The sequence below is a fragment of the Sphingomonas sp. DC4900 genome (assembly GCF_049896485.1).
Lineage (GTDB): Bacteria > Pseudomonadota > Alphaproteobacteria > Sphingomonadales > Sphingomonadaceae > Sphingomonas > Sphingomonas aquatilis.
Genome location: NZ_JAFCUK010000001.1, coordinates 412,851 through 437,966, shown reverse-complemented (window position 1 = coordinate 437,966; position 25,116 = coordinate 412,851). Strand labels below are relative to the sequence as shown.

General features: G+C 67.9%; 27 protein-coding genes and 1 tRNA gene. 17 read left to right on the top strand and 11 right to left on the bottom strand.

The genetic code is table 11. The features are described 5' to 3' along the window. Positions 1 to 23: 23 nt before the first annotated feature. The 3 genes from ACP690_RS02145 to ACP690_RS02135 form a co-directional block, all read right to left on the bottom strand. Positions 24 to 581 carry a hydrolase gene (locus tag ACP690_RS02145; protein ID WP_426259986.1) on the bottom strand — a complete coding sequence of 186 codons (558 nt, stop codon included), beginning with the start codon at positions 579 to 581 and terminating at the stop codon, positions 24 to 26. Between the two features lie 6 nt (positions 582 to 587). Further along, positions 588 to 1,394: a DUF429 domain-containing protein gene (locus tag ACP690_RS02140; RefSeq protein WP_426259985.1), complete on the bottom strand. Its 807-nt coding sequence runs from the start codon at positions 1,392 to 1,394 to the stop codon at positions 588 to 590. 64 nt (positions 1,395 to 1,458) lie between these two features. After that, positions 1,459 to 1,532: transfer RNA gene (locus ACP690_RS02135), tRNA-Gln, on the bottom strand. Positions 1,533 to 1,713: 181 nt separating this feature from the next. Between ACP690_RS02135 and ACP690_RS02130 the strand changes: the two genes are divergently transcribed. Continuing rightward, positions 1,714 to 2,736: a Ppx/GppA phosphatase family protein gene (locus ACP690_RS02130; RefSeq protein ID WP_043061398.1), complete on the top strand. Its 1,023-nt coding sequence runs from the start codon at positions 1,714 to 1,716 to the stop codon at positions 2,734 to 2,736. A gap of 10 nt (positions 2,737 to 2,746) precedes the next feature. Next, on the top strand, positions 2,747 to 3,418 hold the full coding sequence (locus ACP690_RS02125) for an RlmE family RNA methyltransferase (protein ID WP_426259984.1): 672 nt from the start codon (positions 2,747 to 2,749) through the stop codon (positions 3,416 to 3,418). Positions 3,419 to 4,024: 606 nt separating this feature from the next. Here the strand turns inward: ACP690_RS02125 and rpoZ are convergent. Beyond that, positions 4,025 to 4,369 (bottom strand): DNA-directed RNA polymerase subunit omega, encoded by a 345-nt coding sequence (gene rpoZ, locus ACP690_RS02120; RefSeq protein ID WP_017980196.1) that lies wholly within the window; start codon positions 4,367 to 4,369, stop codon positions 4,025 to 4,027. 319 nt (positions 4,370 to 4,688) lie between these two features. Here rpoZ and ACP690_RS02115 point away from each other — a divergent pair, with 319 nt between their 5' ends. Then, positions 4,689 to 5,858: a phospholipase D-like domain-containing protein gene (locus tag ACP690_RS02115; RefSeq protein WP_426259983.1), complete on the top strand. Its 1,170-nt coding sequence runs from the start codon at positions 4,689 to 4,691 to the stop codon at positions 5,856 to 5,858. Between the two features lie 7 nt (positions 5,859 to 5,865). On the opposite strand, the gene ACP690_RS02110 is transcribed toward ACP690_RS02115, so the two are convergent. Both ACP690_RS02110 and ACP690_RS02105 read right to left on the bottom strand, forming a co-directional pair. Then, a complete protein-coding gene (locus ACP690_RS02110; RefSeq protein ID WP_017980198.1) occupies positions 5,866 to 6,351 on the bottom strand; it encodes a MarR family winged helix-turn-helix transcriptional regulator in 486 nt (161 codons plus the stop codon). A 90-nt stretch (positions 6,352 to 6,441) separates the two neighbouring features. Further along, on the bottom strand, positions 6,442 to 7,053 hold the full coding sequence (locus ACP690_RS02105; RefSeq protein WP_017980199.1) for a class I SAM-dependent methyltransferase: 612 nt from the start codon (positions 7,051 to 7,053) through the stop codon (positions 6,442 to 6,444). 197 nt (positions 7,054 to 7,250) lie between these two features. On the opposite strand from ACP690_RS02105, the gene ACP690_RS02100 reads away from it, so the two are divergent. Continuing rightward, positions 7,251 to 7,607 carry an antibiotic biosynthesis monooxygenase family protein gene (locus ACP690_RS02100; RefSeq protein WP_426259982.1) on the top strand — a complete coding sequence of 119 codons (357 nt, stop codon included), beginning with the start codon at positions 7,251 to 7,253 and terminating at the stop codon, positions 7,605 to 7,607. Further along, positions 7,604 to 8,899, top strand: coding sequence for an MFS transporter (locus ACP690_RS02095; RefSeq protein ID WP_426259981.1), 1,296 nt, complete (start codon positions 7,604 to 7,606; stop codon positions 8,897 to 8,899). Before ACP690_RS02100 ends, ACP690_RS02095 begins: the two co-directional genes overlap by 4 nt. 120 nt (positions 8,900 to 9,019) lie before the next feature. On the opposite strand, the gene ACP690_RS02090 is transcribed toward ACP690_RS02095, so the two are convergent. Then, positions 9,020 to 11,311, bottom strand: coding sequence for a CDC48 family AAA ATPase (locus ACP690_RS02090; protein ID WP_063686598.1), 2,292 nt, complete (start codon positions 11,309 to 11,311; stop codon positions 9,020 to 9,022). Positions 11,312 to 11,620: 309 nt separating this feature from the next. Between ACP690_RS02090 and ACP690_RS02085 the strand changes: the two genes are divergently transcribed. Then, complete coding sequence (locus ACP690_RS02085; protein ID WP_063686599.1) at positions 11,621 to 12,508, top strand: LysR substrate-binding domain-containing protein; 888 nt, start codon at positions 11,621 to 11,623, stop codon at positions 12,506 to 12,508. A 175-nt stretch (positions 12,509 to 12,683) separates the two neighbouring features. On the opposite strand, the gene ACP690_RS02080 is transcribed toward ACP690_RS02085, so the two are convergent. After that, positions 12,684 to 13,154, bottom strand: coding sequence for a peptidylprolyl isomerase (locus tag ACP690_RS02080; protein ID WP_017980204.1), 471 nt, complete (start codon positions 13,152 to 13,154; stop codon positions 12,684 to 12,686). Positions 13,155 to 13,297: 143 nt separating this feature from the next. On the opposite strand from ACP690_RS02080, the gene mgtE reads away from it, so the two are divergent. Together mgtE and ACP690_RS02070 are read left to right on the top strand one after the other, a co-directional pair. After that, entirely contained in the window at positions 13,298 to 14,701 is a 1,404-nt protein-coding gene (gene mgtE, locus ACP690_RS02075) for a magnesium transporter (RefSeq protein ID WP_017980205.1), read from the top strand. A gap of 181 nt (positions 14,702 to 14,882) precedes the next feature. After that, positions 14,883 to 15,284, top strand: coding sequence for a DUF1489 family protein (locus ACP690_RS02070; RefSeq protein WP_426259980.1), 402 nt, complete (start codon positions 14,883 to 14,885; stop codon positions 15,282 to 15,284). A gap of 150 nt (positions 15,285 to 15,434) precedes the next feature. On the opposite strand, the gene ACP690_RS02065 is transcribed toward ACP690_RS02070, so the two are convergent. After that, positions 15,435 to 16,316, bottom strand: coding sequence for an iron-containing redox enzyme family protein (locus ACP690_RS02065; RefSeq protein WP_426260025.1), 882 nt, complete (start codon positions 16,314 to 16,316; stop codon positions 15,435 to 15,437). Positions 16,317 to 16,496: 180 nt separating this feature from the next. Between ACP690_RS02065 and ACP690_RS02060 the strand changes: the two genes are divergently transcribed. From ACP690_RS02060 to ACP690_RS02030, 7 genes are all read left to right on the top strand, one after another. Beyond that, complete coding sequence (locus ACP690_RS02060; RefSeq protein ID WP_017980208.1) at positions 16,497 to 17,399, top strand: heme o synthase; 903 nt, start codon at positions 16,497 to 16,499, stop codon at positions 17,397 to 17,399. Beyond that, positions 17,396 to 17,530 carry a hypothetical protein gene (locus ACP690_RS02055; RefSeq protein WP_017980209.1) on the top strand — a complete coding sequence of 45 codons (135 nt, stop codon included), beginning with the start codon at positions 17,396 to 17,398 and terminating at the stop codon, positions 17,528 to 17,530. The genes ACP690_RS02060 and ACP690_RS02055 overlap by 4 nt, the downstream gene beginning before the upstream one ends. Further along, complete coding sequence (locus tag ACP690_RS02050) at positions 17,527 to 18,111, top strand: cytochrome c oxidase assembly protein (RefSeq protein ID WP_426259979.1); 585 nt, start codon at positions 17,527 to 17,529, stop codon at positions 18,109 to 18,111. Before ACP690_RS02055 ends, ACP690_RS02050 begins: the two co-directional genes overlap by 4 nt. Positions 18,112 to 18,227: 116 nt before the next feature. Then, positions 18,228 to 19,160 carry a cytochrome c oxidase subunit 3 gene (locus ACP690_RS02045; RefSeq protein WP_017980211.1) on the top strand — a complete coding sequence of 311 codons (933 nt, stop codon included), beginning with the start codon at positions 18,228 to 18,230 and terminating at the stop codon, positions 19,158 to 19,160. A 19-nt stretch (positions 19,161 to 19,179) separates the two neighbouring features. After that, positions 19,180 to 19,578: a DUF983 domain-containing protein gene (locus tag ACP690_RS02040; RefSeq protein ID WP_426259978.1), complete on the top strand. Its 399-nt coding sequence runs from the start codon at positions 19,180 to 19,182 to the stop codon at positions 19,576 to 19,578. Continuing rightward, a complete protein-coding gene (locus tag ACP690_RS02035; protein WP_426259977.1) occupies positions 19,575 to 20,171 on the top strand; it encodes an SURF1 family protein in 597 nt (198 codons plus the stop codon). Before ACP690_RS02040 ends, ACP690_RS02035 begins: the two co-directional genes overlap by 4 nt. 215 nt (positions 20,172 to 20,386) lie before the next feature. Continuing rightward, the gene (locus ACP690_RS02030) at positions 20,387 to 20,818 is read left to right on the top strand and encodes a hypothetical protein (protein WP_426259976.1); all 432 of its coding nucleotides are present in this window, start codon (positions 20,387 to 20,389) and stop codon (positions 20,816 to 20,818) included. A gap of 45 nt (positions 20,819 to 20,863) precedes the next feature. Here ACP690_RS02030 and ACP690_RS02025 read toward each other — a convergent pair whose 3' ends face one another. Continuing rightward, positions 20,864 to 21,355 (bottom strand): MarR family winged helix-turn-helix transcriptional regulator, encoded by a 492-nt coding sequence (locus tag ACP690_RS02025; protein ID WP_017980215.1) that lies wholly within the window; start codon positions 21,353 to 21,355, stop codon positions 20,864 to 20,866. A gap of 159 nt (positions 21,356 to 21,514) precedes the next feature. Continuing rightward, complete coding sequence (locus ACP690_RS02020; RefSeq protein WP_426259975.1) at positions 21,515 to 22,075, bottom strand: DUF1993 domain-containing protein; 561 nt, start codon at positions 22,073 to 22,075, stop codon at positions 21,515 to 21,517. 735 nt (positions 22,076 to 22,810) lie between these two features. Here ACP690_RS02020 and thrC point away from each other — a divergent pair. Next, positions 22,811 to 24,202, top strand: coding sequence for a threonine synthase (gene thrC / locus ACP690_RS02015; RefSeq protein WP_426260024.1), 1,392 nt, complete (start codon positions 22,811 to 22,813; stop codon positions 24,200 to 24,202). After that, entirely contained in the window at positions 24,199 to 25,068 is an 870-nt protein-coding gene (locus ACP690_RS02010) for a class I SAM-dependent methyltransferase (RefSeq protein WP_426259974.1), read from the top strand. Before thrC ends, ACP690_RS02010 begins: the two co-directional genes overlap by 4 nt. The last annotated feature ends 48 nt before the right edge of the window (positions 25,069 to 25,116 follow it).

Here is a 25,116-nt window from a genome sequence, read left to right as displayed (position 1 = left end):
CAGCACGAACGGATTGGGGGGGGTTAAGCGAGCGTCACGGCGTCACTCTGCACCACCCGCGCGATCTGGGGCAGGATATGCTCGATCGCGAACGCATGCAGCTCCGCCGAGCGCGAGGTCGAGGCGTCCTCGACGATCACCACGTCGTACGACAGCTCCCAGGCGCTGCGCGCGGTCGATTCGACACCGAAGTTCGTCGCGATGCCGGCGATCACCACCGTCTTTACCCCGCGCCGCCGCAATTGCAGGTCCAGGTCGGTCCCAATGAACGCGCCCCAATGGTGCTTCATCACGACGATGTCGCCGTCCTGCCGCAATCCTTCGACCAGCGTATGGAAGGCAGGCGGCGTCCCCTCGGCGGGCAAGCGCGGTTGGTCGACAGTGCGACTCGGCATCGTATCGGGCGCGAAGCCGACATGGACCAGCACCACCGGCGCACCCGCGGCGCGGAAGCGTTCGGCCAACGCCTTGCCGCGCGCGACGACATCGGCGGCACTGTGCGGCCCCTTGTCGCCGGCGACGATGCCGTCCTGCAGGTCGATGAGGATCAGGGCGGTGGTGCGGGGATCGAACGTCGGCATGGCCGTTCAACCGGCGAGCGGCCCCGCCGTTCCGCCCTCGCGCGGCACCCAGATCGCCGACTCCGCATCGCCATAAGCGTCCGCCTGCCCGCCGAGCGCGGTGAGCCCCACCCACGCGCAGACGATCGCGTCGATCATGTCTTCGTGCGCCTTGCGCGCGACACCGCTTGCGTCGTCGGGCAGCGACGGCAGCGCCGCCTCCACGCCATCGATCCGGGTCGCCAGCAGGCCCACGATCCGCGCCCATTCCGCCGCCAGCAACACGCGCCGCGCGGCCAGCGATTCGTCCGGCCAATAGCTGCGTGTCTTCGACACCTTATACGGCAACCGCCGCGGCGCCTGCGCCAGCACGACCAGCGCCGGATGCGGATAGACCTCGATCAGCCCACCGGCCTGCGCATTGGCGGTACGCAGGGGATAGCCCGCATCCTCGAATCCGGTACGCAGGTCGTCGGAGAGCGGCCCCGGCCGCGCCGCGCTGGGCGAATGCGTGCCGCAATAGCGCCCGCCGAACGCCCGCGTGATCGCATTGTCCGACGCGCGCCGCGCGACGATCGGCGTGCGGGCCAGCGGCATATCGATCGCAACCAGATCGACCCGCGCACCCGCCAGCGCTTCGGCCGCGGCGAGCAGCGCAGGCGCATCGGGCAGACGCCCGCGCGGGCGTTCGTCGAGCGCTTCGCCCTCTGCCAGCGTCAGGAAATGGTCGTAGGATGGCGCCGCCGCGCGCAATCGCCAGCGCCCGGCCTCCAACACCGCGAGCGCGACGCCGCTCGGCTGGCCCGCGGTCCACGCGGCATCGATCCCCAGCACGACCTGCGTGGGGGTTGGATCAACATCAGCGATGTAAGGGGCGCTCGTAGGAGCAGGTGGTAAGTGGATGCCCGACAAGGATTCGAACCTTGATTGACGGAGTCAGAGTCCGCTCTCTTACCATTAGAGGATCGGGCAACGAGGGCCGCGCATCTAGGCGGGCACCGTGGGCCTGTCAACAGGTCAAATTGCTCGCCTTGTCGCAAGGGCTTGTACGCGCTACCTAGAGGGCAAGCACCGAGCGGGGCGTTCATCCCCGTGACGGCAGAACAGAAACAGATAGAAAGTCACCACGGCTATGGGGGATCGTTCCGCCCGAATGCCGTACCGGCAGGCCCCGCCTGCCCGTTCGGCGCCGAGCCGACCGCAACGCGGTCGCTGGTCCGATGCGCAGGCCTTTGCCGCGCTCGACCTCGGCACCAACAATTGCCGGCTGCTGATCGCCCGGCCGCAGGGCGATGGCTTCGCCGTCATCGACGCCTTTTCGCGCATCGTGCGCCTCGGTGAAGGCCTCGCCGCGACCGGCCGGCTGAGCGATGCCGCGATCGAACGCACCATCGCCGCGCTGCGCGTCTGCGCCGACAAGTTGAAGCGCCGCAACGTCACGCTCGCGCGCTCGGTCGCGACCGAAGCGTGCCGGCGGGCGAGCAACGGGCAGGATTTCATCGCACGCGCGCTCGCGGAAACCGGCATCCACCTCGACATCATCTCGGCCGAGGAAGAGGCCCGGCTGGCGGTGCTCGGCTGCCATGCGCTGATCGAACCGGGCGACGACCCAGCGCTGATTTTCGACATCGGCGGCGGCTCGACCGAACTGGTGCTGATCGACACGACGCGGGGCAGCATGCCGCGCGTGCTCGACTGGCATTCGGCGCCCTGGGGCGTGGTGTCGCTGACCGAACATGCCGGCGGCGGCGAGGGCGAAGGCGGCCGCCTCGCGGCCTATGAGCGGATGCGCGGCATCGTCGCGGACAGTTTCGCCGATTTCGCCGGCCGCTTACCCAAGAACGTCCGGCGCCCGCGCCTGCTCGGCACCAGCGGCACCGTGACGACGCTCGGCAGCGTCCATCTGGGGCTCAGCCATTACGACCGCGCACAGGTGGATGGCCTGATCGTGCCCGCCGATGCGATGCGGCGGATCAGCGCCGATCTGTCGCGCAAATCGGTGAAGGAGCGCGCGCAGCTCGCCTGCATCGGATCGGAGCGCGCCGACCTGGTCGTCGCGGGTTGCGCGATCCTCGAAACGATCCTCGATTTGTGGCCCGCGGAGCGGCTGGGCATCGCCGACCGCGGCATCCGCGAAGGCATCCTGCGCCGCCTGATGGGCAGCCCCAGACCATGAGTATCATGACATGAGCAGAGACGGTGGCGGCCTGCGCACCCGCGTCAAGACCGCGCGCGGCCGCACCGCGCAATCGACGCGCTGGCTCGAACGCCAGCTCAACGACCCCTATGTCCGCCGCGCCAAGGCGGAGGGCTATCGCAGCCGTGCGGCGTACAAATTGCTCGAACTCGACGAGCGGTTCGGGATCATCCAGGGCAAGCGCCGCGTCGTCGACCTCGGCATCGCGCCGGGCGGCTGGAGCCAGGTGATCCGCCGCCGCGTGCCCAAGGCGGCGGTGGTCGGCATCGATCTGCTGCCGGTCGATCCGATCGACGGCGTCACCATCTTCCAGATGGACTTCATGGACGATGCCGCGCCGGACGTGCTGATGGAGGCGCTGGGCGGCGCACCCGACCTGGTGATGTCGGACATGGCGGCGAACACCGTCGGCCACCCGCAGACCGACGCGCTGCGCACCATGGCGCTGGTCGAAACCGCGCTCGCCTTTGCGGTCGACGTGCTGGACAAGGGCGGCACCTTCGTCGCCAAGGTGTTCGCCGGCGGCGCCGACGCGCAATTGGTCGCCGAGATGAAGCGCAACTTCCAGACGGTGAAGCACGCCAAGCCGCCCAGCAGCCGCAAGGGTTCGGTGGAATGGTTCGTCGTGGCGCAGGGGTTCAAGGGTCGCCAAGCGGATTAGCGGCGCTAATCCGCGTCGCGTGGCGACCCCGGCCAGCGTCGCAAACGCGACGACTGACGACGCGGCTTCGCCGCGGCGGGGCCCTGCGCGACGCTCCAACCGTCATTCCACAAAGACCCCAGCCTCCGCTGGGGTGACGATAGCGGTCGGAGCTTGGAACGCCGGCTCCTCCGCATTCCTCCCCCGCCAGGGGGAGGTGGCAGCGCCTCCGCGCTGATGGAGGGGGAGGATGCGGCGACGGCAGCGTTCGCGGAAGCACCCCGTCCACCACCGGCTGCGCGGGCGGTCCCCAGTGCAGAGTCGATCATGCCCCCGGCATGATCTTGGATTGCTGGGAGCAATCCAACCCTGCACTCCCGCTAACGCGAGGGAGGAATTGTATGCCTCTCCAAACCCACCCGCCGCGGCAAAGCCGCGTCGTCAGTCGTCGCGTTGCGACGCTGGCCGCGGATCGGTCCGAGGCGCGGATTAGCGCGGCTAATCCGCTGACCGATCCCCCAAACGCAAACGACGCGGCAAAGCCGCGTCGTCAGTCGGGCTTGGCGCCCGCTGGCCGTGGACTGGTCCGCGACGCGGATTAGCCGAGGCTAACCCGCTGACCAGTCCTCACCCGTCGTAATCGGCGCCGAGATTCTGGTTCCGCGGCGGCGCAGCGGCCGTCAGGCGGAGCGCTTCGGCCGAGGCGGCCAGCGAGCCGACGGCGTCGACTTCATCGTCGTCGTCGATCTGGACGCGCTGCAGGCTGTTGACGACCGCTTCCTCGAGGTGATCGGGGCGGACCAACTCGTCGGCGATTTCGCGCAGCGCGACGACCGGGTTTTTGTCGCGATCGCGATCGAGCAGCAGTTCCGCGCCGCCCGAAATCTGCCGCGCGCGCTGCGCAGCGAACAGGACCAGGTCGAAACGGTTGGGGATCTTGTCGACGCAATCCTCGACGGTAACGCGCGCCATGGACGCTTTCCTTCGCAAATACCGATTCAGTAAGGGGCGGCGTGTAGGCGGAGGCTGTGGGTAAAGTCAAGGAAATCGGGCCCGCGGGGGTGCGGCGAGGGTGAGATGCGCGGCCTTGGCCCCACCCACATCGTCACCCCGGACTTGGTCCGGGGTCCACCAAGCCGCAAGGGAGGAGTAAGAGCCTCCAGCCATCCCCCTCGCCGCGGAGTGGACCCCGGACCAAGTCCGGGGTGACGGATCGGGTGGCGTGAGGTCACGTTCATAACGCCTCACCCTTACTTGCCACCCGGCGCACCGACGGGCACAGACGAGCGCGATGGATGCGCCCGCTCCCCAGCCGACCTTCGCGGTCGATGGCAATCGGCTGACGCTGCTCGATACCGGCCCGCGCCGCCTCGACGCGCTGCTCGCCCTGATCGCGGGCGCGACCCATTCGCTGCGCATCCTCTATTATATCTACGCAGACGACGCGACCGGACGCCGCGTCAATGCCGCGCTGATCGCCGCAGCGGAGCGCGGCGTCGACACGGCGCTGATCGTCGACGGCTTCGGCAGCGAAACCGACGACGCCTTCTACGCGCCGCTACGCGAGGCCGGCGTATCCGTGTGCCGCTTCGCACCCCGGTTCGGGCGCCGCTATCTATTACGCAACCACCAGAAGCTGGCGCTCGCCGACGCGGGGCAGGACGGGGAGCGGATCATCATCGGCGGGTTCAACGTCGAGGACGATTATTTCGGCACCCCCGCGCAGGAAGCGTGGCGCGACCTGGGCCTGCTGGTCGAGGGGCCGGCCGCGGGGCGCCTCGCCGGCTATTTCGACGCACTGCACGACTGGCTACGGCTGCCCAAAGGCAAGGTGCGCCCACTCAACAAGGCGCTGGCGCGCTGGAGCGAGGCGCATGGCGACACACGCTGGCTGATCGGCGGCCCGACGCGGCGCCTGTCGCCCTGGGCCCGCGCGGTGCGCGACGACCTGCGCCGTGGCAAGCGGATCGACATCATCGCCGCCTATTTCACGCCCTCGCCCACCATCCTGCGGCGACTGGACAAAGCGGGGCGGCGCAAGGCGAAGGTGCGCGTCGTCACCGCGTCCAAATCCGACAACAATGCGACGATCGCCGCGGCGCGCTTCACCTATGCGGGCCTGCTGCGCAAGGGCGTCGCGCTGTACGAATATCTGCCGACCAAGCTGCACACCAAACTCTACGTCATTGATGACGTCGTCTATGTCGGATCGGCCAATTTCGACATGCGCAGCCTGTTCATCAACATGGAGCTGATGCTGCGCGTCCACGACGCCGCCTTCGCCGCGCACGTCCGGCGCTATATCGAGGGCGAGATTGCGCGATCGCAGCCGATCACGCGCAGCTGGTACAAGGCGCATACCGGCGTGCTGCAGCGCCTGCGCCAGTTCGCCGCCTATCTGCTGATCGCGGTGGTCGATCCCAGCGTGTCGCGCGGGCTGAACTTCGGCGTCGACGACTAGCCGCGCGTCACCGGCCCAGCGCGTCGATCTGCGCGCGCGCCTCTGCCGGGATCAGCGCTTCCATCACCGCCCAATAGCCCGCCACCGCCTCTTGCCCGGCATAGCTGTACGCCTTGGCCATGCGGTCGCGCTGCTCCTCGAACAAGGCCGTTTCCAGCGCGATACCCTGTTCCGTCAGCCGCAACAGGCGCTGGCGACGATCGACGTCCCCGGCGCGCATGCAGACGAGATCGCGATCGACCAGATCCTTCATCACCCGGCCGAGCGACTGTTTGGTCACCGCCAGCAACAACAGCAGATCGCCGACGGTGACGTCGGGACAGCGCCCGATGAAATAAAGCGCGCGGTGATGCGCGCGCCCCAGGCCCAGTTCGGCCAGCTTTTCGTCCGCCGTGCGCAGAAACCGCGTCTGGGCGAACATCATCAATTCCATGCCGCGGCGGATCGCAGTGTCGCGCAGGAACAGGGCAGAGGAATGCTTCGGAGCGTCCATATCGGACGCGATTAGCTTAACCTTCGATGCAGGAAAAGGGCCCGTATCGGCAAAATCGTTTGATTGTGTCGCTACAGGCCGCGCTGGCGATCAATCCTTCCACGCCCAATACAGCTGCGCGGGGGGCACGTTCCACCATTCCATATCATGATCGATGTTGGTGAAATGGGGGGTGAGGAAGTCCTTCACCTTGGGCGAGAATTGATAGACCAGGAAGGCGCCGCCGGTGCGGATCACGCGATGCGTCGCCGCGGCGATCGCCGGGCCGACGCCGGCGGGCAGCGTCGAGAAGGGCAGACCCGACAGCACGTAATCGGCATGGTCGTGCCCGCGCTCGCGCACGATCCGCTCGACGTCCGCCGCCGATCCTTCCACCGCGACGAAGCGCGAATCCGTGATCGTGTGGTCGAGGTAGCGGATGAAATCGGGGTTGGTGTCGATCGCGATCAGCGTCGCGTCGGGTGCCATCCGCTCCAGGATCGGGCGGCAGAAGGTGCCGACGCCGGGTCCATATTCGACGAACAGCTTGCACGCCGACCAGTCGACCGGCGCGAGCATCTTGCGGATCAGCTTGTCCGACGACGGGATGATCGACCCCACCATCACCGGATGCTTCAGGAAGCCCTGAAAGAACATCGCGACCGGGCTCGGCACGCCGGTGCCACGGGTACGGCGCCTGGCGGCGGTGGTCGAAGAGGGCATCGGTTTCCTGTCGTTGATCGCGTGTCGGGACCCCGCGCAGGACCGCGCGGAAAACACCCCGTGCCACGTTTCCCGAACGCGTTTCAAGACATGCGGTTGCGTCGCCCCCTGCGGTTCGTCGCAGCGAGCGCTCCCGAGACACGGCTTGCCCTGCCCCGCCGCCGGACTAGGAAGGGGATGACGGAGGGGAAGAAACCATGGCGGAGCAACGGTCTGGCGAGGTCGCTGTGATCTTCACCTCGCAGCGCAACGGCGCCGACGCGGCGGGATATGACGCGGCCGCTGAGGCGATGGCGGCGCTGGCGGCACGCCAGCCGGGCTATCGTGGCGTCGACAGCGTGCGGGACGCCGACGGCGCCGGCATCACGATCAGCTATTGGGCGGACGAGGCGGCGGCCATCGCCTGGCGCGACCAGCCCGATCACGCCGCGATCCGCGAGGCGGGCCGGGCGCATTGGTACGACCGCTATCAGGTCATCGTCTGCGCCGTGATGCGCGACTATGCCTGGGACCGCGCCGGGGCCTGGGACCGCGCCGGGCACCGCGCCGCATGACCGGCCGGACCCGCGGCCCGATGGACCGGCGCTTTGCGCTCATGTTCCTCGTCATGCTGACGATCGCGGCGGGCAATACCGCGCTGCAATCGATCCTGCCCGCGCTGGGGCGCTCGCTGAAGGTCGCCGACAGCGCCGTCGCCGCCGCCTTTTCGGTATCGGCGCTGTTATGGGTGATCGCCGCGCCCTTCTGGGCGAACCGGTCCGACCGGCACGGGCATCGCGCGATGATCCTGCTGGGCATCGGCGGCTTTTCGGTGTCGCTCAGCCTGTGCGGCCTGTTCCTTGCCGCCGGGATCAACGGCTGGATCGGCGGCACCGCCGCCTTCGGCCTCTTCATCGCCGGCCGGCTGATCTACGGCACGTTCGGCTCCGCCGCGCCGCCCGCGGTGCAGGCGCTGGTCGCCGGCGAGACGAGCCGTGAGGATCGCACGCGCGCCCTCACCCTGCTCGCCAGCGCCTTCGGCCTCGGCACGATCCTGGGGCCGGCGATCGCGCCCTATCTGCTGCTCGGCCATATCGGCCGTGTCGAGGTCGGGCTGGCGGGCCCCGCCTTCGTCTTCGCGGTGTTCGGCGTGGGCGTGTGGATCACGGTGCGCGCGATCCTGCCCGACGACCGGCGCGCGGCATTCCACGAACATGGCACCTCGTCGGCCTATCCCTCGATCGGCGGCGCCCCCACCGGCGCGACCGTCGCCGCCGCGACGCAGCCGCATAGCGAACATGTCGGCTATCTCGATCCCCGCGTGCGCGCCTGGATGATCGCGGGACTGGTGATGGGCCATGCGCAGGCGATGACCAGCCAGGCGATCGGCTTCCTCGTCATCGATCGCCTGCACATCGCGCCCGCGCTGGCGCTGGAGCCGACCGGCATCGTGCTGATGATGGGCGCGGGCGCGGCGCTACTGGTGCAATGGGGGGTGATCCCATTGCTCGGCCTGACGCCGCGACGGCTGGTGCTGGTGGGGCTGGTGCTCGCCGCGATTGGCGTGGCGCTGACCGGGCTCGCGACGTCGCTTTACGGTATCGCCACCGCCTATGCGCTGGCGAACCTGGGCTTCGGCTTCACGCGGCCGGGGTTTACCGCGGGGTCGAGCCTTGCCGTAGGACCCGCCGCGCAAGGGTCGGTCGCCGGCAAGGTGACGAGCGTCAACGGCGCGAGCTTCGTCCTCGGCCCCTCGATCGGCGTCGGCCTGTACGAGCTGTCGCGGCCGATGCCGTACCTGACCGCGGCGGCGGCGCTGGTGGTGCTGTTCGTCTATGCGTGGGTGGCGCTGCGGGAGCGGGCCTGATCCGCGCCCCCAAGAACCGCTCGCCCTGAGCCTGTCGAAGGGCACCTCTCCTCAGACATAGCGCCCGTGGAGAGGCGGGCTTCGACAGGCTCAGCCCGAACGGTTTGGCGCGTTTGCGGCTCAGTCCGCGCCCTTCGGCCCGCGTCCGCGCAATTGCCCAGGGGAGATGAAGCCGATCGGCTGGATCGCCGCCGCATCCTGCTTCAGCTGCGCGGCGATCTTTTCGTAATCTTTCTCCATCTCGGGCGTCACGCTCGCCCGCGATTCGGTCAGCGCCGATTCGAAGTCCGCCATCGTCACCGCGGTCGACTGCAACGACCGCCGCAGCGCGACCAGGCCGGCGCGGCGCACCACGTCCTCCAGATCGGCACCGGTAAACCGGTCGGTCTGGCGCGCGATCGCGTCCAAATCGACATCGTCGGCCAGCGGCATTTTCTGCGTCTGGATGCCCAGGATACGCCGGCGCCCCTCCTGGTTGGGGACGCCGACATAGACCAGCTCGTCGAACCGGCCCGGCCGTAACAGCGCGGGGTCGATCAGGTTCGGCCGGTTGGTCGCGCCGATGACGACGACCGACTGCAATTCCTCCAGCCCGTCCATCTCGGCGAGGATCGTGTTGACCACGCGCTCGGTCACCTGCGGCTCGCCGAGACCGCCGCCGCGCGCGGGCACCAGGCTGTCGAGTTCGTCGATGAAGATCACGCACGGCGCCACCTGCCGCGCGCGCTGGAACAGGCGCGTGATCTGCTGCTCGCTCTCGCCATACCATTTCGACAGCAAGTCGCTCGATTTGGTAGCGATGAAATTTGCCTCCGCCTCGCGCGCCACCGCCTTGGCGAGCAACGTCTTGCCGGTGCCCGGCGGGCCATAGAGCAGGAAGCCCTTGGCCGGCCGAATGCCCAACCGGCGGAAGGCATCGGGGTCCTTCAGCGGCAGCTCGACGCCTTCCTTCAACCGGTTCTGCGCGGCATCCAGCCCGCCGACATCGTCCCAGCGCACGCGCGGCGCCTCGACCATCACCTCGCGCATCGCGCTCGGCTGGACGCGCTTCAGCGCCTCGAGGAAGTCCTCGCGCGTCACCGACAGCTCGTCGAGCACCTCGGCCGGGATCGTCCGCTCTTCCAAGTTGAGCTTGGGCATGATCCGCCGCACCGCCTCGATCGCCGCCTCGCGGGTCAGCGCGGCCAAATCGGCACCGACAAAGCCATAGGTGGTGCGCGCCAGTTCGACGAGGTCGACCTTGTCGCCCAGCGGCATGCCGCGGGTGTGGATGCCCAGGATTTCGCGACGGCCGCGCTCGTCGGGCACGCCGACGACGATCTCGCGATCGAAGCGGCCCGGTCGACGCAGCGCTTCGTCGATCGCCTCGGGTCGGTTGGTCGCGGCGATCACGACGAGGTTCGCGCGCGCCTCCAGCCCGTCCATCAGCGTCAGCAGCTGCGCGACGACACGCTTCTCCGCCTCGCCCTGCACGCTGCCGCGCTTGGGGGCGATCGAATCGATCTCGTCGATGAAGACGATCGACGGTGCGCTCTTTGCCGCTTCCTCGAAAATCTCGCGCAGCCGCCCTTCGGACTCGCCATAGGCCGAGCCCATGATCTCAGGGCCGTTGATCAGGAAGAACGACGCGTCGCTCTCGTTCGCCACGGCGCGCGCGAGGCGCGTCTTGCCGGTGCCCGGCGGGCCATAGAGCAGCAGGCCCTTGGGCGGATCGACGCCCAGCCGCTGGAACAGCTCGGGGTAGCGCAGCGGCAGTTCGACCATCTCGCGCAGCTGGTCGATCGTCTGCGCCATGCCGCCGATATCGTCATAGGTCACGTCGGCGCGGCGCTGCGTCGGCTCCTCATATTCGGGGCGCAGCTCCACCTCGGTATTCTCGTCGATATGGACGATGCCCTTGGGGCTGGCCGACACGACCGACAGGCGGATTTCCTGCAACGCATAGGCCGGCGCGTTCATGAACTGCTGGATGCCCGGCGGCATGTTGCCGACGCGCTGGTGCCCCGCGGTCGCGACGACGTCGCCTTGGCAGAGCGGCCGCCCGAAGAAGGTGCGCTTCAGCGCCTGCGGCTGGCCCTGCAAGCGCAGATTGGCCTGCGCAGGCGCGAAGACGACGCGCGTCGCGGGCTTCGATTCCACTTTCCGCACCTCGACGAAATCGCCCGCGCCGACGCCGGCATTGGCGCGCTGCAGGCCATCGATACGCAGGATCTCGATCCCCTCGTCCTCGGGGTACGGCCCGACCGCGCGCGCGGGCGTCGACTGTTTGCCGACGATCTCGATCACGTCGCCCTCGCCCACGCCCAGCGCGGCCATAAGGCTGCGCGGCAGGTGCGCGAGGCCGCGGCCGGAATCCTCCGGACGGCTGTTCGCCACCTGGATCTTACGCGTCGGGGTATCGCTGTCGGCCATCCACTCTCGTCCTGCAGGGTGCGTTCGAAGCGCGCGAGATAGGAAGGCGGTTCCGATGGTGCGAGGGTAGAAGCTTTTGAAAACGCGTTCACGCGCGTTAGCGGCTCCGGCCTGCTGCGCGCGCTTCGCGAAAAACGCACAAAAAAAAGGGCCGGCGAAAACGCCAGCCCGGGAAAGTTTTTAGGAGAGGATGCCTGAAAGGCCCGTCCCCTTTCCTCTCCGCAGCTTTATGTTGCAAGTGCGAAAACATTCGATACGATTGCACAATCTGCATTCGTTGACGCGACACTGGGGCGAGGAAGGACCGCGATGCGCAGATTGCCGCCGCTGGGCGCCATCGAGGCGTTCGTGCAAGTCGCCCGACTGGGGTCGGTGAAGGCTGCCGCCACCGAACTGGCGCTGTCCGCTCCCGCGCTCAGCCGCCGCGTGCAGAGCTTGGAACGCTTCATCGGGCGTCCGCTGTTCGAACGCCGCCACCAGGCGATGGTGTTGAACGCGGATGGCGACCGGCTGCTCGGCCAGATCGCGCCGATGCTCGACAGCTTGTCGGATACGATCGAGGAGATGATGGGGCATAGCGACGTGCTGCGCCTGCGCCTCGGCATCCTGCCGCTGTTCGCCTCGCAGCGGCTGTTCCCGCGGCTGGGCGAATTGCGCGCGGCGCATCCGGAACTGCATCTCGATATCGACACCGCCGGCCACGGCATCGCGCGGCTGGGCGAGGGGCTGGACGCGGTGATCGCTTTGTCGCGCGAGATCGATCCGACGCTGTACGCCAAGCGGCTCGACCGCAATTCGGTCTATGTCATCGGCGCCCGCACGCTGCTGGAGGGGCCCGACCCGATCACCCGGCCCGAGCAGTTGAGCGGGCTGACCGCGCTGATTCATCGCGAGATGCCCGACAATTTCACCGCATGGCGCGACGCGGCGGGCATCGACCCGACGATCGAGCCGCTGGCGATCGACTATTTCGATTCGGGCGCCTTGATGCTGGAGGCCGCGGCGCAGGGCATCGGCGTCGCCTTCATGCACGAAAGCCATTTCCAGGACGCCCGCGATCCGCGGCTGGTGCGCCTGTTCGATATCGTGGTGGAAAGCCCGTACAGCTATTGGTTCGTGTGCCGCCCCCGCGCGCTGCAACAGCGCCCGGTCCGCATGTTCCACGACTGGCTGATCCGGACGCTGGGGGAGGTTTAACGGTCGGGACGATCAGCGAACGTCCCGTATCCTCCCCCTCCGTCACCGGCTGTGCCGGCGCCACCTCCCCCTGGCGGGGGAGGATGACGTTGAAGTCCTCCCCCGCCAGGGGGAGGTGGCAGGCCGTATGGCCTGACGGAGGGGGAGGACACGGCGCCCTCGCCCCCCAAACGGCTTACTCCGCCTTCGCGCTGACGATCTTGCCCGGATTGCGGGGCGGCTCGCCCTTAGGCAGCTTGTCGATCAGGTCCATGCCGTCGGTCACTTCGCCCCAGACGGTGTACTGGTTGTCGAGGAAGCGCGCGTCGTCGAAGCAGATGAAGAACTGGCTGTTCGCCGAATTGGGATCGCTGGTCCGCGCCATCGAGCAGACGCCGCGCACGTGCGGTTCCTTGTTGAACTCCTGCTTCAGATTGGGCTTCGACGACCCGCCGGTGCCGTCGCCACGACCGCCGTCGCCACCCTGCGCCATGAAGCCCGGGATCACGCGGTGGAACGGCACGCCGTTGTAGAAGCCTTCGTTCGCCAGCTCGCCGATGCGCGCGACGTGGTTCGGCGCCAGATCGGGGCGCAGCTTGATCGTGACGTCACCCTGTTCGGACCCGGTGTCGAGCGTCAGCGTCAGCGTGGTGAAGGTATCGGCCATGTGTTGTCCTTTATGATGTTGCCGCAGCAGGTAGTGTCGCTTCGGCCGAAGGGCAAATCCCCGAAGGGTGGCCAATCGTGCCGCAGCGCGGTAGACGCCCCCGATTGCACAACGACACGATTGCAGCACGGACGGAGGCAGCGATGAGCGATACCGAGCTTCCCGAGATGCTGGCCCCCGAACAGGACGAGCTGGACGAGGACGATCGCCTGCGTCCCGAATTCGTCGATGCGGTGCTGGATGCGGTGCGCGCGGGCGACGACGAGGAAGCGCGCGCGCTGGTCGAGCCGCTGCACCCGGCCGACATCGCCGACCTGTTCGAACTGACCCCGCATGAGGATCGCGCCGGCCTCGCCCGCGCGCTGAAGGACTTGCTCGACGGCGACGTCTTCGCCGAGATGAACGATTACGTCCGCGAGGACCTGATCGACGCGCTGACCCCGACCGAGGTCGCCGACATCGCGAGCGAGCTCGACACCGACGACGCGGTCGCGATCATCGAGGATTTGGAGGAAGCCGACCAGCGTGCCGTGCTGCGCGCGCTCGACCCCGACGATCGCGCCGCGATCGAAGAGGCGCTGTCCTACCCGGAGGAAACCGCCGGCCGCCTGATGCAGCGCGAGCTGATCGCGGTGCCCGATCACTGGACCGTCGGCGACGTCATCGACTTCCTGCGCCACCACGAAGAGCTGACCACCGACTTCTGGGAAATCTTCGTCGTCGATGCCGGCCACCATCCGGTCGGCACGTGCCAGCTATCGTGGATCCTGCGCACGCCACGCAGCATCGCGATCGGCGATGTGATGAAGCGCGAACAGACGCTGATCCCGGTCGACATGGATCAGGAAGAGGTCGCGCTCCGCTTCCAGAAATACGCCCTCATCAGCGCCGCGGTGGTCGATGCGTCCGATCGGCTCGTCGGCATGATCACCGTCGACGATATCGTCCACATCATCCAGCAGGAGGCGGGCGAGGACGCCCTCCGCCTGTCGGGCGCCGGTGAAGGCGACATCAACGAACCGATCCGCTTCACCGTGCGCACGCGCATCGCGTGGCTGGTGGTGAATCTGGGCGCGACGATGTTGTCGGCATCGGTCGTCGGCCTGTTCCAGGGCGAGATCGCGCGCTTTGCCCTGCTCGCCGCGCTGATGCCGATCGTGTCGGCGCTGGGCGGCAATGCCGGCACGCAGACGCTCGCCGTCGTCGTGCGCGCGCTTGCGACCAACCAGCTCACCAGCTCGAACACGCTGCGCATGCTGGCGCGCGAGTTCCAGATCGCGCTGTGTAACGGCGGCGCGCTCGGCCTGGTTGGTGCGGTCGGCAGCTATGTGATCCTCGGCAACCTGCAATTGTCGATCGTGTTCGCGATCGCGATGGTCATCAACTCGATCGTCGCCGGCCTCGTCGGCGTCATCGTGCCGGTGGCGCTCGACAAGGCCAATGTCGATCCGGCGGTGTCGTCCGCGGTGTTCGTGACGACCGCAACCGACGTGATGGGGTTCTTTTCGTTCTTGGGGCTGGCGTCGCTCTGGGGATTGGGCGGGTAAAGACGCGACATCTGCCCAACACACGTCACCCCAGCGCAGGCTGGGGTCTCAAGCGCCTCTTGTCGCACGCTAACTCATGGAGATCCCAGCCTTCGCTGGGATGACGGCGGGGTCAGCTGGAACGCATCGAACCGACGACGAGCCTTGCGGGCACCACACCCCCCACCCACATCGCGCGGCCATGCTGCATCTCACCAAAGTGGCCTTCGGCGCGACGAGCGTCGATCATCTCGCCGATCGCCTGACGCAGCGTGCCGCGGACGGCCCGGTCTTCCTGACCACGCGCTACCTGCCCAAGCGGCATGAGGAGGTGGCCGGGGAGGGTTCCTTATTCTGGATCATCAAGCACCAGCTCGTCGCGCGCTCGCCGATCCTCGGCTTCGGCGAGGCGGAGGGCGGCCGCGTCGCGATCCACATCGACCCGGCGCTGGTGCTGGTACAGGCCCGGCCGAAGCGTGCGCATCAGGGCTGGCGCTATCTGGAAGCGGCGGATGCGCCGGCGGACCTGGGCGGGGACACCGACGGTCTTTCGCTGATGCCGCCCGCGCTCATCGGACGACTGGCAGAACTCGCGCTGATCTAAGACTCTGCGACCGCTCTAGCCACCCCGTCACCCCGGACTTGGTCCGGGGTCCACTCCGCAGCGAGGGGGATGATTTGAGCCTCTTGCCGCCCCCTTGCGACCCGGTGGACCCCGGACCAAGTCCGGGGTGACGATTACGTTAGGCGACCTTCACCCCATCAACACCGCGCGATACGCCTCGAAACACCGCTCGCCGCACTTCAACCGGATCAGCGCGCCCTCCGCCATCGCAGTCGCGCGGCGCGGGTCTTCCTCCACCGCCGGGCGGATCGCTTCGCGGTTCCAATCCTCGCTATGCTTGATGTCGAGCACCGCGTGCAGATCGAAATAGCGCCGCTCCTTGTCGGAAAAGCCCAGTCGCCGCAGCCCCTTGGCGGTCGCGGCAGAGCGATCCGGCGCGGTCAGCTCGATCACGCCGAGCGCCCCCACCGACTGCCACGCATAGCGCCGGTTGGTCGCCATCGCGGTCATCGCATTGGCCAGCGCCAGGCTCTGCCACAAGGTGTTCTCGATCACCGGGTTCACCGCCAGCGTCTCGACCAGCGCGTCCAGCATCGGCCCGTGCATGCCCTTGGCATTGCCCCGGCCCATCTCGTCCCAATAATTGCGCGCCAACTCCAGCTTGGGCAGCGTCGGCAGTTTCACCTGCGTCATCGCGACGAGATCGTCGAACCCCGCCTCGCCCGCCGCTTCCTGTTCGAAGAACCAGCGCAGCTGATCGAGGTTCGCCTCTTCCGCCAGCCACGGGAACAAAGCGTCATGCTGCCCCGGCCCGCTCGCCTTCAGCTCCTCGAACCAGGCGATGAAGCCCTCGACGTCGGTCGGCGCCGCGGCAGCCTCATCCGCCACCTCCGCGCGCAATTCCTCCAGAAAGCCGCCTTCCAGCCGCTGCATCCGCAGGTCGCGGTCCAGCGTGCGCTGCCAGTCGCTAATCGGGAAGCCCGGCTCCAGCCGCTCGCGGTTCCAATGGGCGAGGCCGCGCTGGAAACTGTCGGTCAGGAATTGCGACGCCGGAATACCGGCGTCGATCATACGGGTTGCCACTGCTTCATCCCCTCGAACCTGTGCCGCCGTACGGGCAGCCTAATAGGTCAGGCTAACCGCCTGTTTCCGCTATCGTTCCCGCCATTTCGGGGGCGCTTGACCTGGATCAGCACGATACGTGCGTCACCCTTCCCCAACCCCCGCGCTATGGGTATAGCCGGGCCGATCATGACCGCCGCGACGCCCCTTTTGCCGCCAGCCGACTGGCGCGATTTCCTCGCGCTCACCAAGCCGCGCGTGATGACGCTCGTCGTGTTCACCGGCCTGTGCGGCATGCTGGCGGCGCCGGTCGGCGTGCATCCGGTGATCGGCTTCACCGCGATCCTGTGCATCGCGCTCGGCGCCGGCGCGGCGGGCGCGCTCAACCAATGGTATGAGGCGGATCTCGACGCCAAGATGCGCCGCACGCAGAAGCGGCCGCTGCCCGATGGCCGGATGGACCGTCAGTCGGCGCTGCATTTCGGCGTCGGCCTTGCCGCCTTTTCGGTCATCCTGATGTATTTCGCGGTCAATCTGGCCGCCGCGGCGATCCTGACCGTCTCGATCCTGTTCTACGTGTTGATCTACACCGTCTGGCTGAAGCGCCGGACGCCGCAGAACATCGTGATCGGCGGCGCGGCCGGCGCCTTTCCGCCGCTGATCGGCTGGGCGGCGGCGACGGGGCATGTCGCGCTGCTGCCCGTTCTGCTGTTCGGCCTCGTCTTCCTGTGGACGCCGCCGCATTTCTGGGCGCTCGCGCTGTTCGTGAAGACCGATTACGCCAATGCCGGCGTGCCGATGCTGCCCGTCGTCGCGGGCGAGCGCACGACGCGCCGCCAGATCGGCCTGTACACGATCCCGATGGCGCTCGCCGCACTGCTGCCCTGGCCGCTCGGCCTGACCGGCGCGATCTACGGCGTGGTCGCCACCGTCACGACTTTGGTGTTCGCCGCGCTCGCGCTGATCGTCGCCACGCGCACGACGCAGCCCGACGACAACATGAAGCCCGAAAAGCGCCTGTTCAGCTATTCGATCCTCTACCTCTTCGTGGTGTTCGGCGCATTGGTCGTCGACCGCTGGGTGCTGCCATGATGACTCCTGACGACCAAGACCTGATCCGCGCGCGCCAGCAATCGCGCGCGCGCGTGATGGCGCTGCTGCTCGGCGCGTTCGTGATCCTCGTCTTCGCCATTGCGATCGTGAAGATCCGCGAGGGCATGTGACCGGGGCGGCGACCGATCCCGGCACCCGTCGCCAGCTGCGCACCGCGATGCTGGCGGTGCTCGGCATCTGCGTGATGACCGGAATCGCCTGGGCCAGCGTGCCGCTCTACCGCCTGTTCTGCCAGGTGACCGGCCTCAACGGCACGACGCAGCGCGCGCTCGAGGCGCCCGGCGCGGTCAACAAACTGATCCGCATCGATTTCGACAGTAACGTCGCACCCGGCATGAAATGGCGCTTCCGCCCCGAAGCGGGGTCGGAGACGGTAAAAATCGGCGCGCGCGACATGGCGTTCTTCACCGCGACGAACCTCGACACCAAGCCCGTCACCGGCACCGCGACGTTCAACGTCACGCCCAGCCAGGCGGGCAAATATTTCACGAAGATCCAGTGTTTCTGCTTCACGCAGCAGACGCTGAAGCCCGGTGAGACGCAGCGCATGCCGGTGATCTTCTTCGTCGATCCCAAGATCATGGACGACCCCGACGCGTCGGACGTCGAGACGATCACGTTGTCCTACACCTTCTATCCCGCCGATGCCGGCAAGACCCCAGGCCGGGCGCAGACGGGTTCGGAATCCTGATCGACGGCCCCCGTCCTGTTCCGGGCGCTAAAATCGTCGCCGCCGCGACCTTGTTCTAGGGGCGTTTGGGCCTTAGGGTCCCGCCCCAAAGAGGATAAGAGAACAGGGACCTGACCATGGCCGGCGCCAAGAATCACGACTATCACATCCTGCCACCCAGCATCTGGCCCCTGTTCGGATCGCTCTCGGCGCTGGTGATGGCGAGCGGCGCGATCATGTGGATGCACGGCGGCCACCTGGCGGCCGACAAGGCCAATGGCGGCGGCTGGATCTTCTTCGCCGGCCTCGCGGGCGTGCTGTTCACGATGTACAGCTGGTGGGCGGACGTGGTGCGCGAAGCGCATCATGGCGATCATACCCCCGTCGTCCAGCTCCACTTCCGCTACGGCATGATCTTGTTCATCGCGTCGGAAGTCATGTTCTTCGTCGGCTGGTTCTGGGCGTTCTTCGACTTCAGCCTGTTCCCGACCGCCATGGCCTTCGTCGACGGCCAGGTGGAGCGCGCGGCCGAAGGCGCCGCGGCGATCGCCGCGCAATGGCCGCCCAAGGGCCTGACCGTCATCAACGCCTTCGAACTGCCGCTGCTCAACACGCTGATCCTGCTGACCAGCGGCACCACCGTCACCTGGGCGCACCATGCGCTGATCCACAACCAGCGCGGCGGCGAAAAGCGTGGCCTGTGGGGCATGCTGGGCGTCGGCGACCGTGACGGCGTGCTGAAGGGCCTGTGGCTGACGGTCGCGCTGGGCGTGCTGTTCAGCAGCATCCAGGCGTATGAATACATGCACGCGCCCTTCCCGTTCAAGGGCATCAACTACGGCGCCGCCTTCTTCATGGCGACTGGCTTCCACGGCTTCCACGTGCTGATCGGCACGATCTTCCTGATCGTCTGCCTGATCCGCGCTTACAAGGGCGACTTCACGCCGCGCCAGCATTTCGGCTTCGAAGCCGCCGCCTGGTACTGGCATTTCGTCGACGTGGTGTGGCTGTTCCTGTTCGTCACCATCTACGTCTGGGGCGGCTGGGGCGCACCGGTTCACGGCGGCTGATCAGATTGACGGGCGTCGCATGACCGATCCGACGCCCGTATCCTCGCCGGCGATTGCCGAGGTCGCGTTGAAGGGGCTGTGTCCGCGTTGCGGCCGGCCCCTTTTGTTTGCCGGCTGGGTCAAGTTCGCGGATCGCTGTTCGGGCTGCGGCCTGGATTTCACCCGCTTCAACGTCGGGGACGGGCCCGCCGCCTTCCTGACGCTGATCCTGGGGGCATTGGTCGTCGCCGGCGCCATCACGCTCGAGCTGACGCTGCACCCACCGCTGTGGCTGCACATGCTGATTTGGATCCCCGTCACCGCGGCGGGCGTGATCTGGTCGCTGCGCATCGTCAAGGCCGCGCTGCTCGCCGCCGAATATCGGAACGCCGCGCGCGAAGGCCGCATCGACGAGTCCCGCAGCGACCCCACCCCATGAAGCGCATTCCCCTGATCCCCACCATCGTCGTCGCGCTCGCGGTGGCCGCGATGATCGGCCTCGGCCTCTGGCAGCTGCTCGACCGCGCGCCGAAGAAAGAGGCGTATCTGGCGCAGCTCGCCGCCAATCCGGCCAAGCCGCCGATCGCCTTCCCGCGCTTTCCCGACGACCGCCTGCTGTTCCGCCGCGCCTCGGGCCTGTGCGTCCGCGTCACCGGCCAGCGGCTCGCCGGCGCGGGCAAGGCCGGCTTCCGCCTGATCGCGGACTGCGCGACGGGCGCGGAGGGGCCGGGCATGCTCGTCCAGCTCGGCACCACCACCGATCCCGCCTACAAGGGCACCTGGACCGGCGGCCCGGTAACCGGCTTCATCAGCCATGCGCCGGACGCCCGCTCGTTGATCGGCTCGCTGTTCGATCATACGCCGCAGCGGCTGATGATCGTCGCCGATCGCCCCGCCCCCGGCCTCGCCGCCAACGGCCAGCCCGATCTGTCGTCGGTGCCGAACAACCATCTGTCCTACGCCGTCCAGTGGTTCCTCTTCGCCGCCATCGCCGCAACGATCTACGCGCTGGCACTGCGCCGGCGACGGTAGGCGGGTGCCGCCTTGAGCGCGATCCCCATGTCCATTATCCCATCGACACGATCTGCGCGATCGCCTCGATCCAAGATCACCGCGTCGTTACGGCGGTGTTCGCGCGCGTGTGGGGATGTCGGAGCGGCTGACCAGCCTATCCGTCCCGACACGACCCACCCCGCCCGACCGGCGGGGTTTTTTTGCCAGTCGGGCCTGATGAAGGAAGGCCTACCATGATGATATCGACGGACGCGGCCATCGCGCGCATCGCTTTGGGCGTGATCGATCGCACATTACCCAAGCGAGACTGGACGCACGCCGCGCACTTTGCCGCCGCGCTGTGGCTGTATCGCCATCGCCCCGACCTGGCCGCGCCGCAGGGCATGCGGACGCTGATCTCGCGCTACAATGACGCGACGCTCACCGCCAACACCGATAGCGGCGGCTACCATCACACCATCACCTGCGCGTCGATGCGGGCCGTGGCGCACTATCTGGAGCGCTACGCACCGGAGGCACCGCTGCATCGCGTGCTCACCGCGCTCATGGCATCGCGGCCGGGCCACCCGGAGTGGCTGCTGGATCACTGGCATCGCGCTACGCTGTTCAGCGTGCTCGCGCGTCGCGCCTGGGTCGAACCCGATCGGCAGCCCCTGCCCTTTTAACGCCGGAACGGGGCGGCGGGCGTGGCGCACCGCCGCCCCCCTCCCTTACCCCGCGTGGAACGCCTTGAACTGCGCCTGCGCGTCGTCGCTCATCAAATTCTGCATCATCGTCCAATAGCCGCTGACCGCCTCTTCGCCCGAGGCGGCATAGGCGCGGCTCATGTTGGCGTGCAGCCCGCTGAACAGGCGACGCTCCAGATCCTCGCCCGCCGGCGTCAGGCGCAGCAGGCGCTGGCGGCGGTCCGCCTCGCCCGGGCGCTGTTCGATCAGGCCGTTGTCGATCAGCGCGCCGAGCACGCGGCCCAGCGACTGTTTGGTCACGCCCAAGAGCCCCAGCAACTCGCCCACCGACAGATTGGGTCGCCGTCCGACGAAATACAGGCAGCGATGATGCGCCCGGCCCAGCCCCATGGCGGTCAGTTCGGCATCGGAATGGCGCAGGTGCGATTTGTGCGCAAACAGCAACAGGTCCATCCCCCCACGGATCACGTCGTCGCGCAGAAACTGGGCGGGGGGCGGCTTGATCGGTTCCGGCATAATGCGTGGTTCGTCCCTCGGTTCACGACGAGCTTGTCGTTGCTGTCATGACGACACGGAACGTCAGCATCCTCACCCGAAACTGGCGGATACTGTCCAAAAAAATGCAATCAATTGCTCATTCTGGCAGATTAGGTCTGTGACGGAGTACAAACCTACTCATCCAGGCATCGTGCCGGGGCGCAGATAGGCGAACATGTGCGCGACATAATCCGGCTTGCCCAGTGCCGCGCCCTCGGCCCGCAGGATGGCATAGGCGGTCATGACGTGGAAATAGAACTGCGGGATCGCCCAGTCGCGGGCATATTGCTCCGCGCTGAGATCGAAGATCATGCCCTGCGGCAGCGCATGCGCGATGGCGCGCGCCGGATCGACCGCCGGCATCGCCCCCACCGCCCCATCGACCATCGCGATCGTCTCGGCGATCCGCGCCTGCGCGGCGGCCAGCGTCCCCGGCGCCTCGGCCGCGCCGCGTCCCTCGGCGAGCAACGCCTGCACCGCATCGGGCAGCGGCGTGTCGCGCAGCCGGGCGACGCCCTCATAGGCCTGCACGCAGGCGAAGCGCACCTGCGTCGCCAGCGGGAACATGTCCGGCGCCAGCCGCGCAGTCAGCAGCCCATCCCCACCATCCTCCCGCCCCGCGCCCGCTTTTTCGAGCCACGACGACAGCGCGCGCAGCATCTGGGCATAGGTCGGCAACAGCAGGTCGGGGAGGGTCATCGGATAGCGCCTCGATAACGAACGGGGTGGCCGATCGTCTAACCCGTTCGCCGGGCCGGCGCCAATCGCCCCTTCGACGGTCATGCACCTCCAGTACCACGACAGTCCGGTGTCACGCCAAGGCGCGGAGGGTTTCGGGACGAGGCGAAGCCAATAACTTACCCACCAGGACGAATCGACATTCCTTCACGCGAAGACGCGAAGACGCAAAGGCAAGACCGTTCACGCGGAGGCGCGCAGGACGCGGTGATGTCTCGTGCGCCGCGGCGCACTGTTCTTGTCTCGTTCGGCCGTAGGAAAGCAGCCCACCGACGCGGCAGCCGCAACCCCTCTGCGTCCTCCGCGCCTCCGCGTGAACAACCCTCTTCTTCTTCGCGTCTTCGCGTCTTCGCGTCTTCGCGTGAATCACCGATACGATGCATGGCGACCCGGCCCAGCGAGACTGCGGACCAGCCGACGACGCGCGGCCCCGCCGCCATCGCCCGTCTGTCCTACACGCCGCCGATCCGCTATGACGGCGGCATGTCCGACCGTCGCTTTGCCGCCCCCGTGCCCTCCGGCACCGGGCCGGTGGGCGATTTCGACACTTACGTACCGTCCACTTCGTCCACTTCCGCGCCCGAATCGCCGCGAATCGGCACGCCGCCGCCGCGTTCGCACGCCGATAGCCCAGCCGCACCACGCCCAAGAAAACCCGCCGTTGCCCCGTCGCGCCCGCGCCGCTACCCAGCCGCCATGCGCTACGTCAGCACCCGCGGGGCCGCCCCCGCCCTCGATTTCCGCGACGTCACCCTCGCCGGCCTGGCGTCGGACGGCGGCCTGTACCTGCCCGACGCGTGGCCGAGCTTCACGCGCGAGCAGATCGCGGACCTCGCCGGCCTGTCCTATGTCGACACGGCGGTCGCGGTGATGACGCCCTTCATCGGCGACGCGCTGACGCCGGCCGAGCTGAAAGAGCTCTGCGCCCAGGCCTATGGCCGTTTCGCGCATGCCGCGGTCACGCCGCTCGTCCAGCTCGACCACGACCAGTGGCTGCTCGAACTGTTCCACGGCCCGACGCTCGCGTTCAAGGACGTGGCCTTGCAGCTGCTCGGCCTGCTGTTCGAACGCTTCCTCAAGGGCAGCAGCGACCATCTGACCATCGTTGGCGCGACCAGCGGCGACACCGGATCGGCGGCGATCGATGCGCTGGCGGGGCGTGCCGGGGTCGATATCTTCATGCTCCACCCGCAGGGCCGGGTCAGCGACGTGCAGCGCCGCCAGATGACGACGGTGCTTGCCCCCAACGTCCATAACATCGCGATCGACGGCGACTTCGACACCGCGCAGGCGCTGGTGAAGGCCATGTTCAACGATCCCGGTTTCTCGGGCCGTTTCCATCTGTCGGCGGTCAATTCGATCAACTGGGCACGCCTGATGGCGCAGGTGGTCTATTATTTCTACGCCGCGGTCCGCCTCGGCGCGCCCGATCGCGCCGTCGCCTTTTCGGTGCCGACCGGCAATTTCGGCGACGTCTTTGCCGGCTATGTGGCGGCGAAGATGGGCCTGCCGGTCGCGAAGCTGATCGTCGCGACCAACGTCAATGACATCCTGCACCGCGCGCTGTCGGCGGGCGATTACAGCAAGGGCATTGTCCAGCAGACGCCGACGCCGTCGATGGACATCCAGGTCAGCTCCAATTTCGAACGCCTGCTGTTCGACCTCGGCGGTCGCGACGGCGGCGCGCTGGCCGACCAGATGCGTGGCTTCGAATCGAGCGGCGCGATGCGGCTCAGCAATGCGCAGCAGACCGGCGCGTCGCTATTCGCCAGCGCCCGCGTCGATCTGGACGACATGACCCTTGCGATGCGCTGGGCGCATGACGCCGCGGGCCAGATCGTCGACCCGCACACCGCCATCGCCCTGGCTGCCGCGCGCGCGCAGGCGGGCGATGCGCCGATGGTGACGCTCGCCACCGCCCACCCCGCCAAGTTCGGCGATGCGGTGGAGCGTGCGACCGGCCAGCGTCCTGAGCTGCCGGCCCGCGTCGGCGACCTGTTCGATCGCGAAGAGCGTTGCGCCCATCTGCCCGGCACGTTCGAGGCGGTGACGGCCTATATCGCCGAGCGGGCGCGCCCCCGCGCATGACGCTCCAGACGCTGATCGGCGAACCCTGGGCCGACTATGGCCTGGTCGATTCGGGGAACGGCCGCAAGCTGGAGCGGTACGGCCGCTTCCGCTTCATCCGCCCCGAACCGCAGGCGATGTGGGCACCCGCGTCAGAGAATTGGAAGGCGCAGGGCGAGTTCCTGCCCGCCAGCGACGAGGACGGCGGCGGTCGCTGGGTCTTTGCCGAACCCGTGCCGCGCGAAGGCTGGCCGCTGAAGTGGAACGAGGTGCGCTTCACCGCGCAGACCACGCCCTTCCGCCATCTGGGCTTCTTCCCCGACATGGCGCCGGTGTGGAGCTGGATGCGCGAACAGATCGCGGACATGGACCAGCCCGAATGCATGAACCTGTTCGGCTATACCGGCGTCGGCACGCTGGCGATGGCAACGGCGGGCGCGAAGATGGTGCATGTCGATGCTTCCAAGAAATCGGTCGAGGCTGCGCGCGCCAATGCCGCCTTGTCGGGGATGGGCGACGCGCCGGTCCGCTGGATCATCGACGATGCGGCGAAATTCGTCGCGCGTGAGGTGCGCCGCAACCGCCGCTACGACGGCATCCTGCTCGATCCGCCCAAATACGGCCGCGGGCCGGAAGGCGAAGTGTGGCGGCTGGAGGAAGACCTGCCTCGCCTGCTGGCCGATTGCCGCCGCCTGCTCGATGCCGACAGCCGCTTCCTGTTCCTCACCGTCTATGCCGTGCGCATGTCGGCACTGGCGCTGCAGGAGCTGATGCGCCAGCTGTTCGCCGATCTGCCGGGGAAGGTGGAGGCGGGCGAACTCGGCGTGCGCGAAGAGGCCCGCGGCCTGACGCTGCCGACCGCAATCTGGGCGCGCTGGAGCCGGTAGACCTCGCTTCACCGGCCGAAATGCGTCGCCCCATCGCCATGGTGCGAC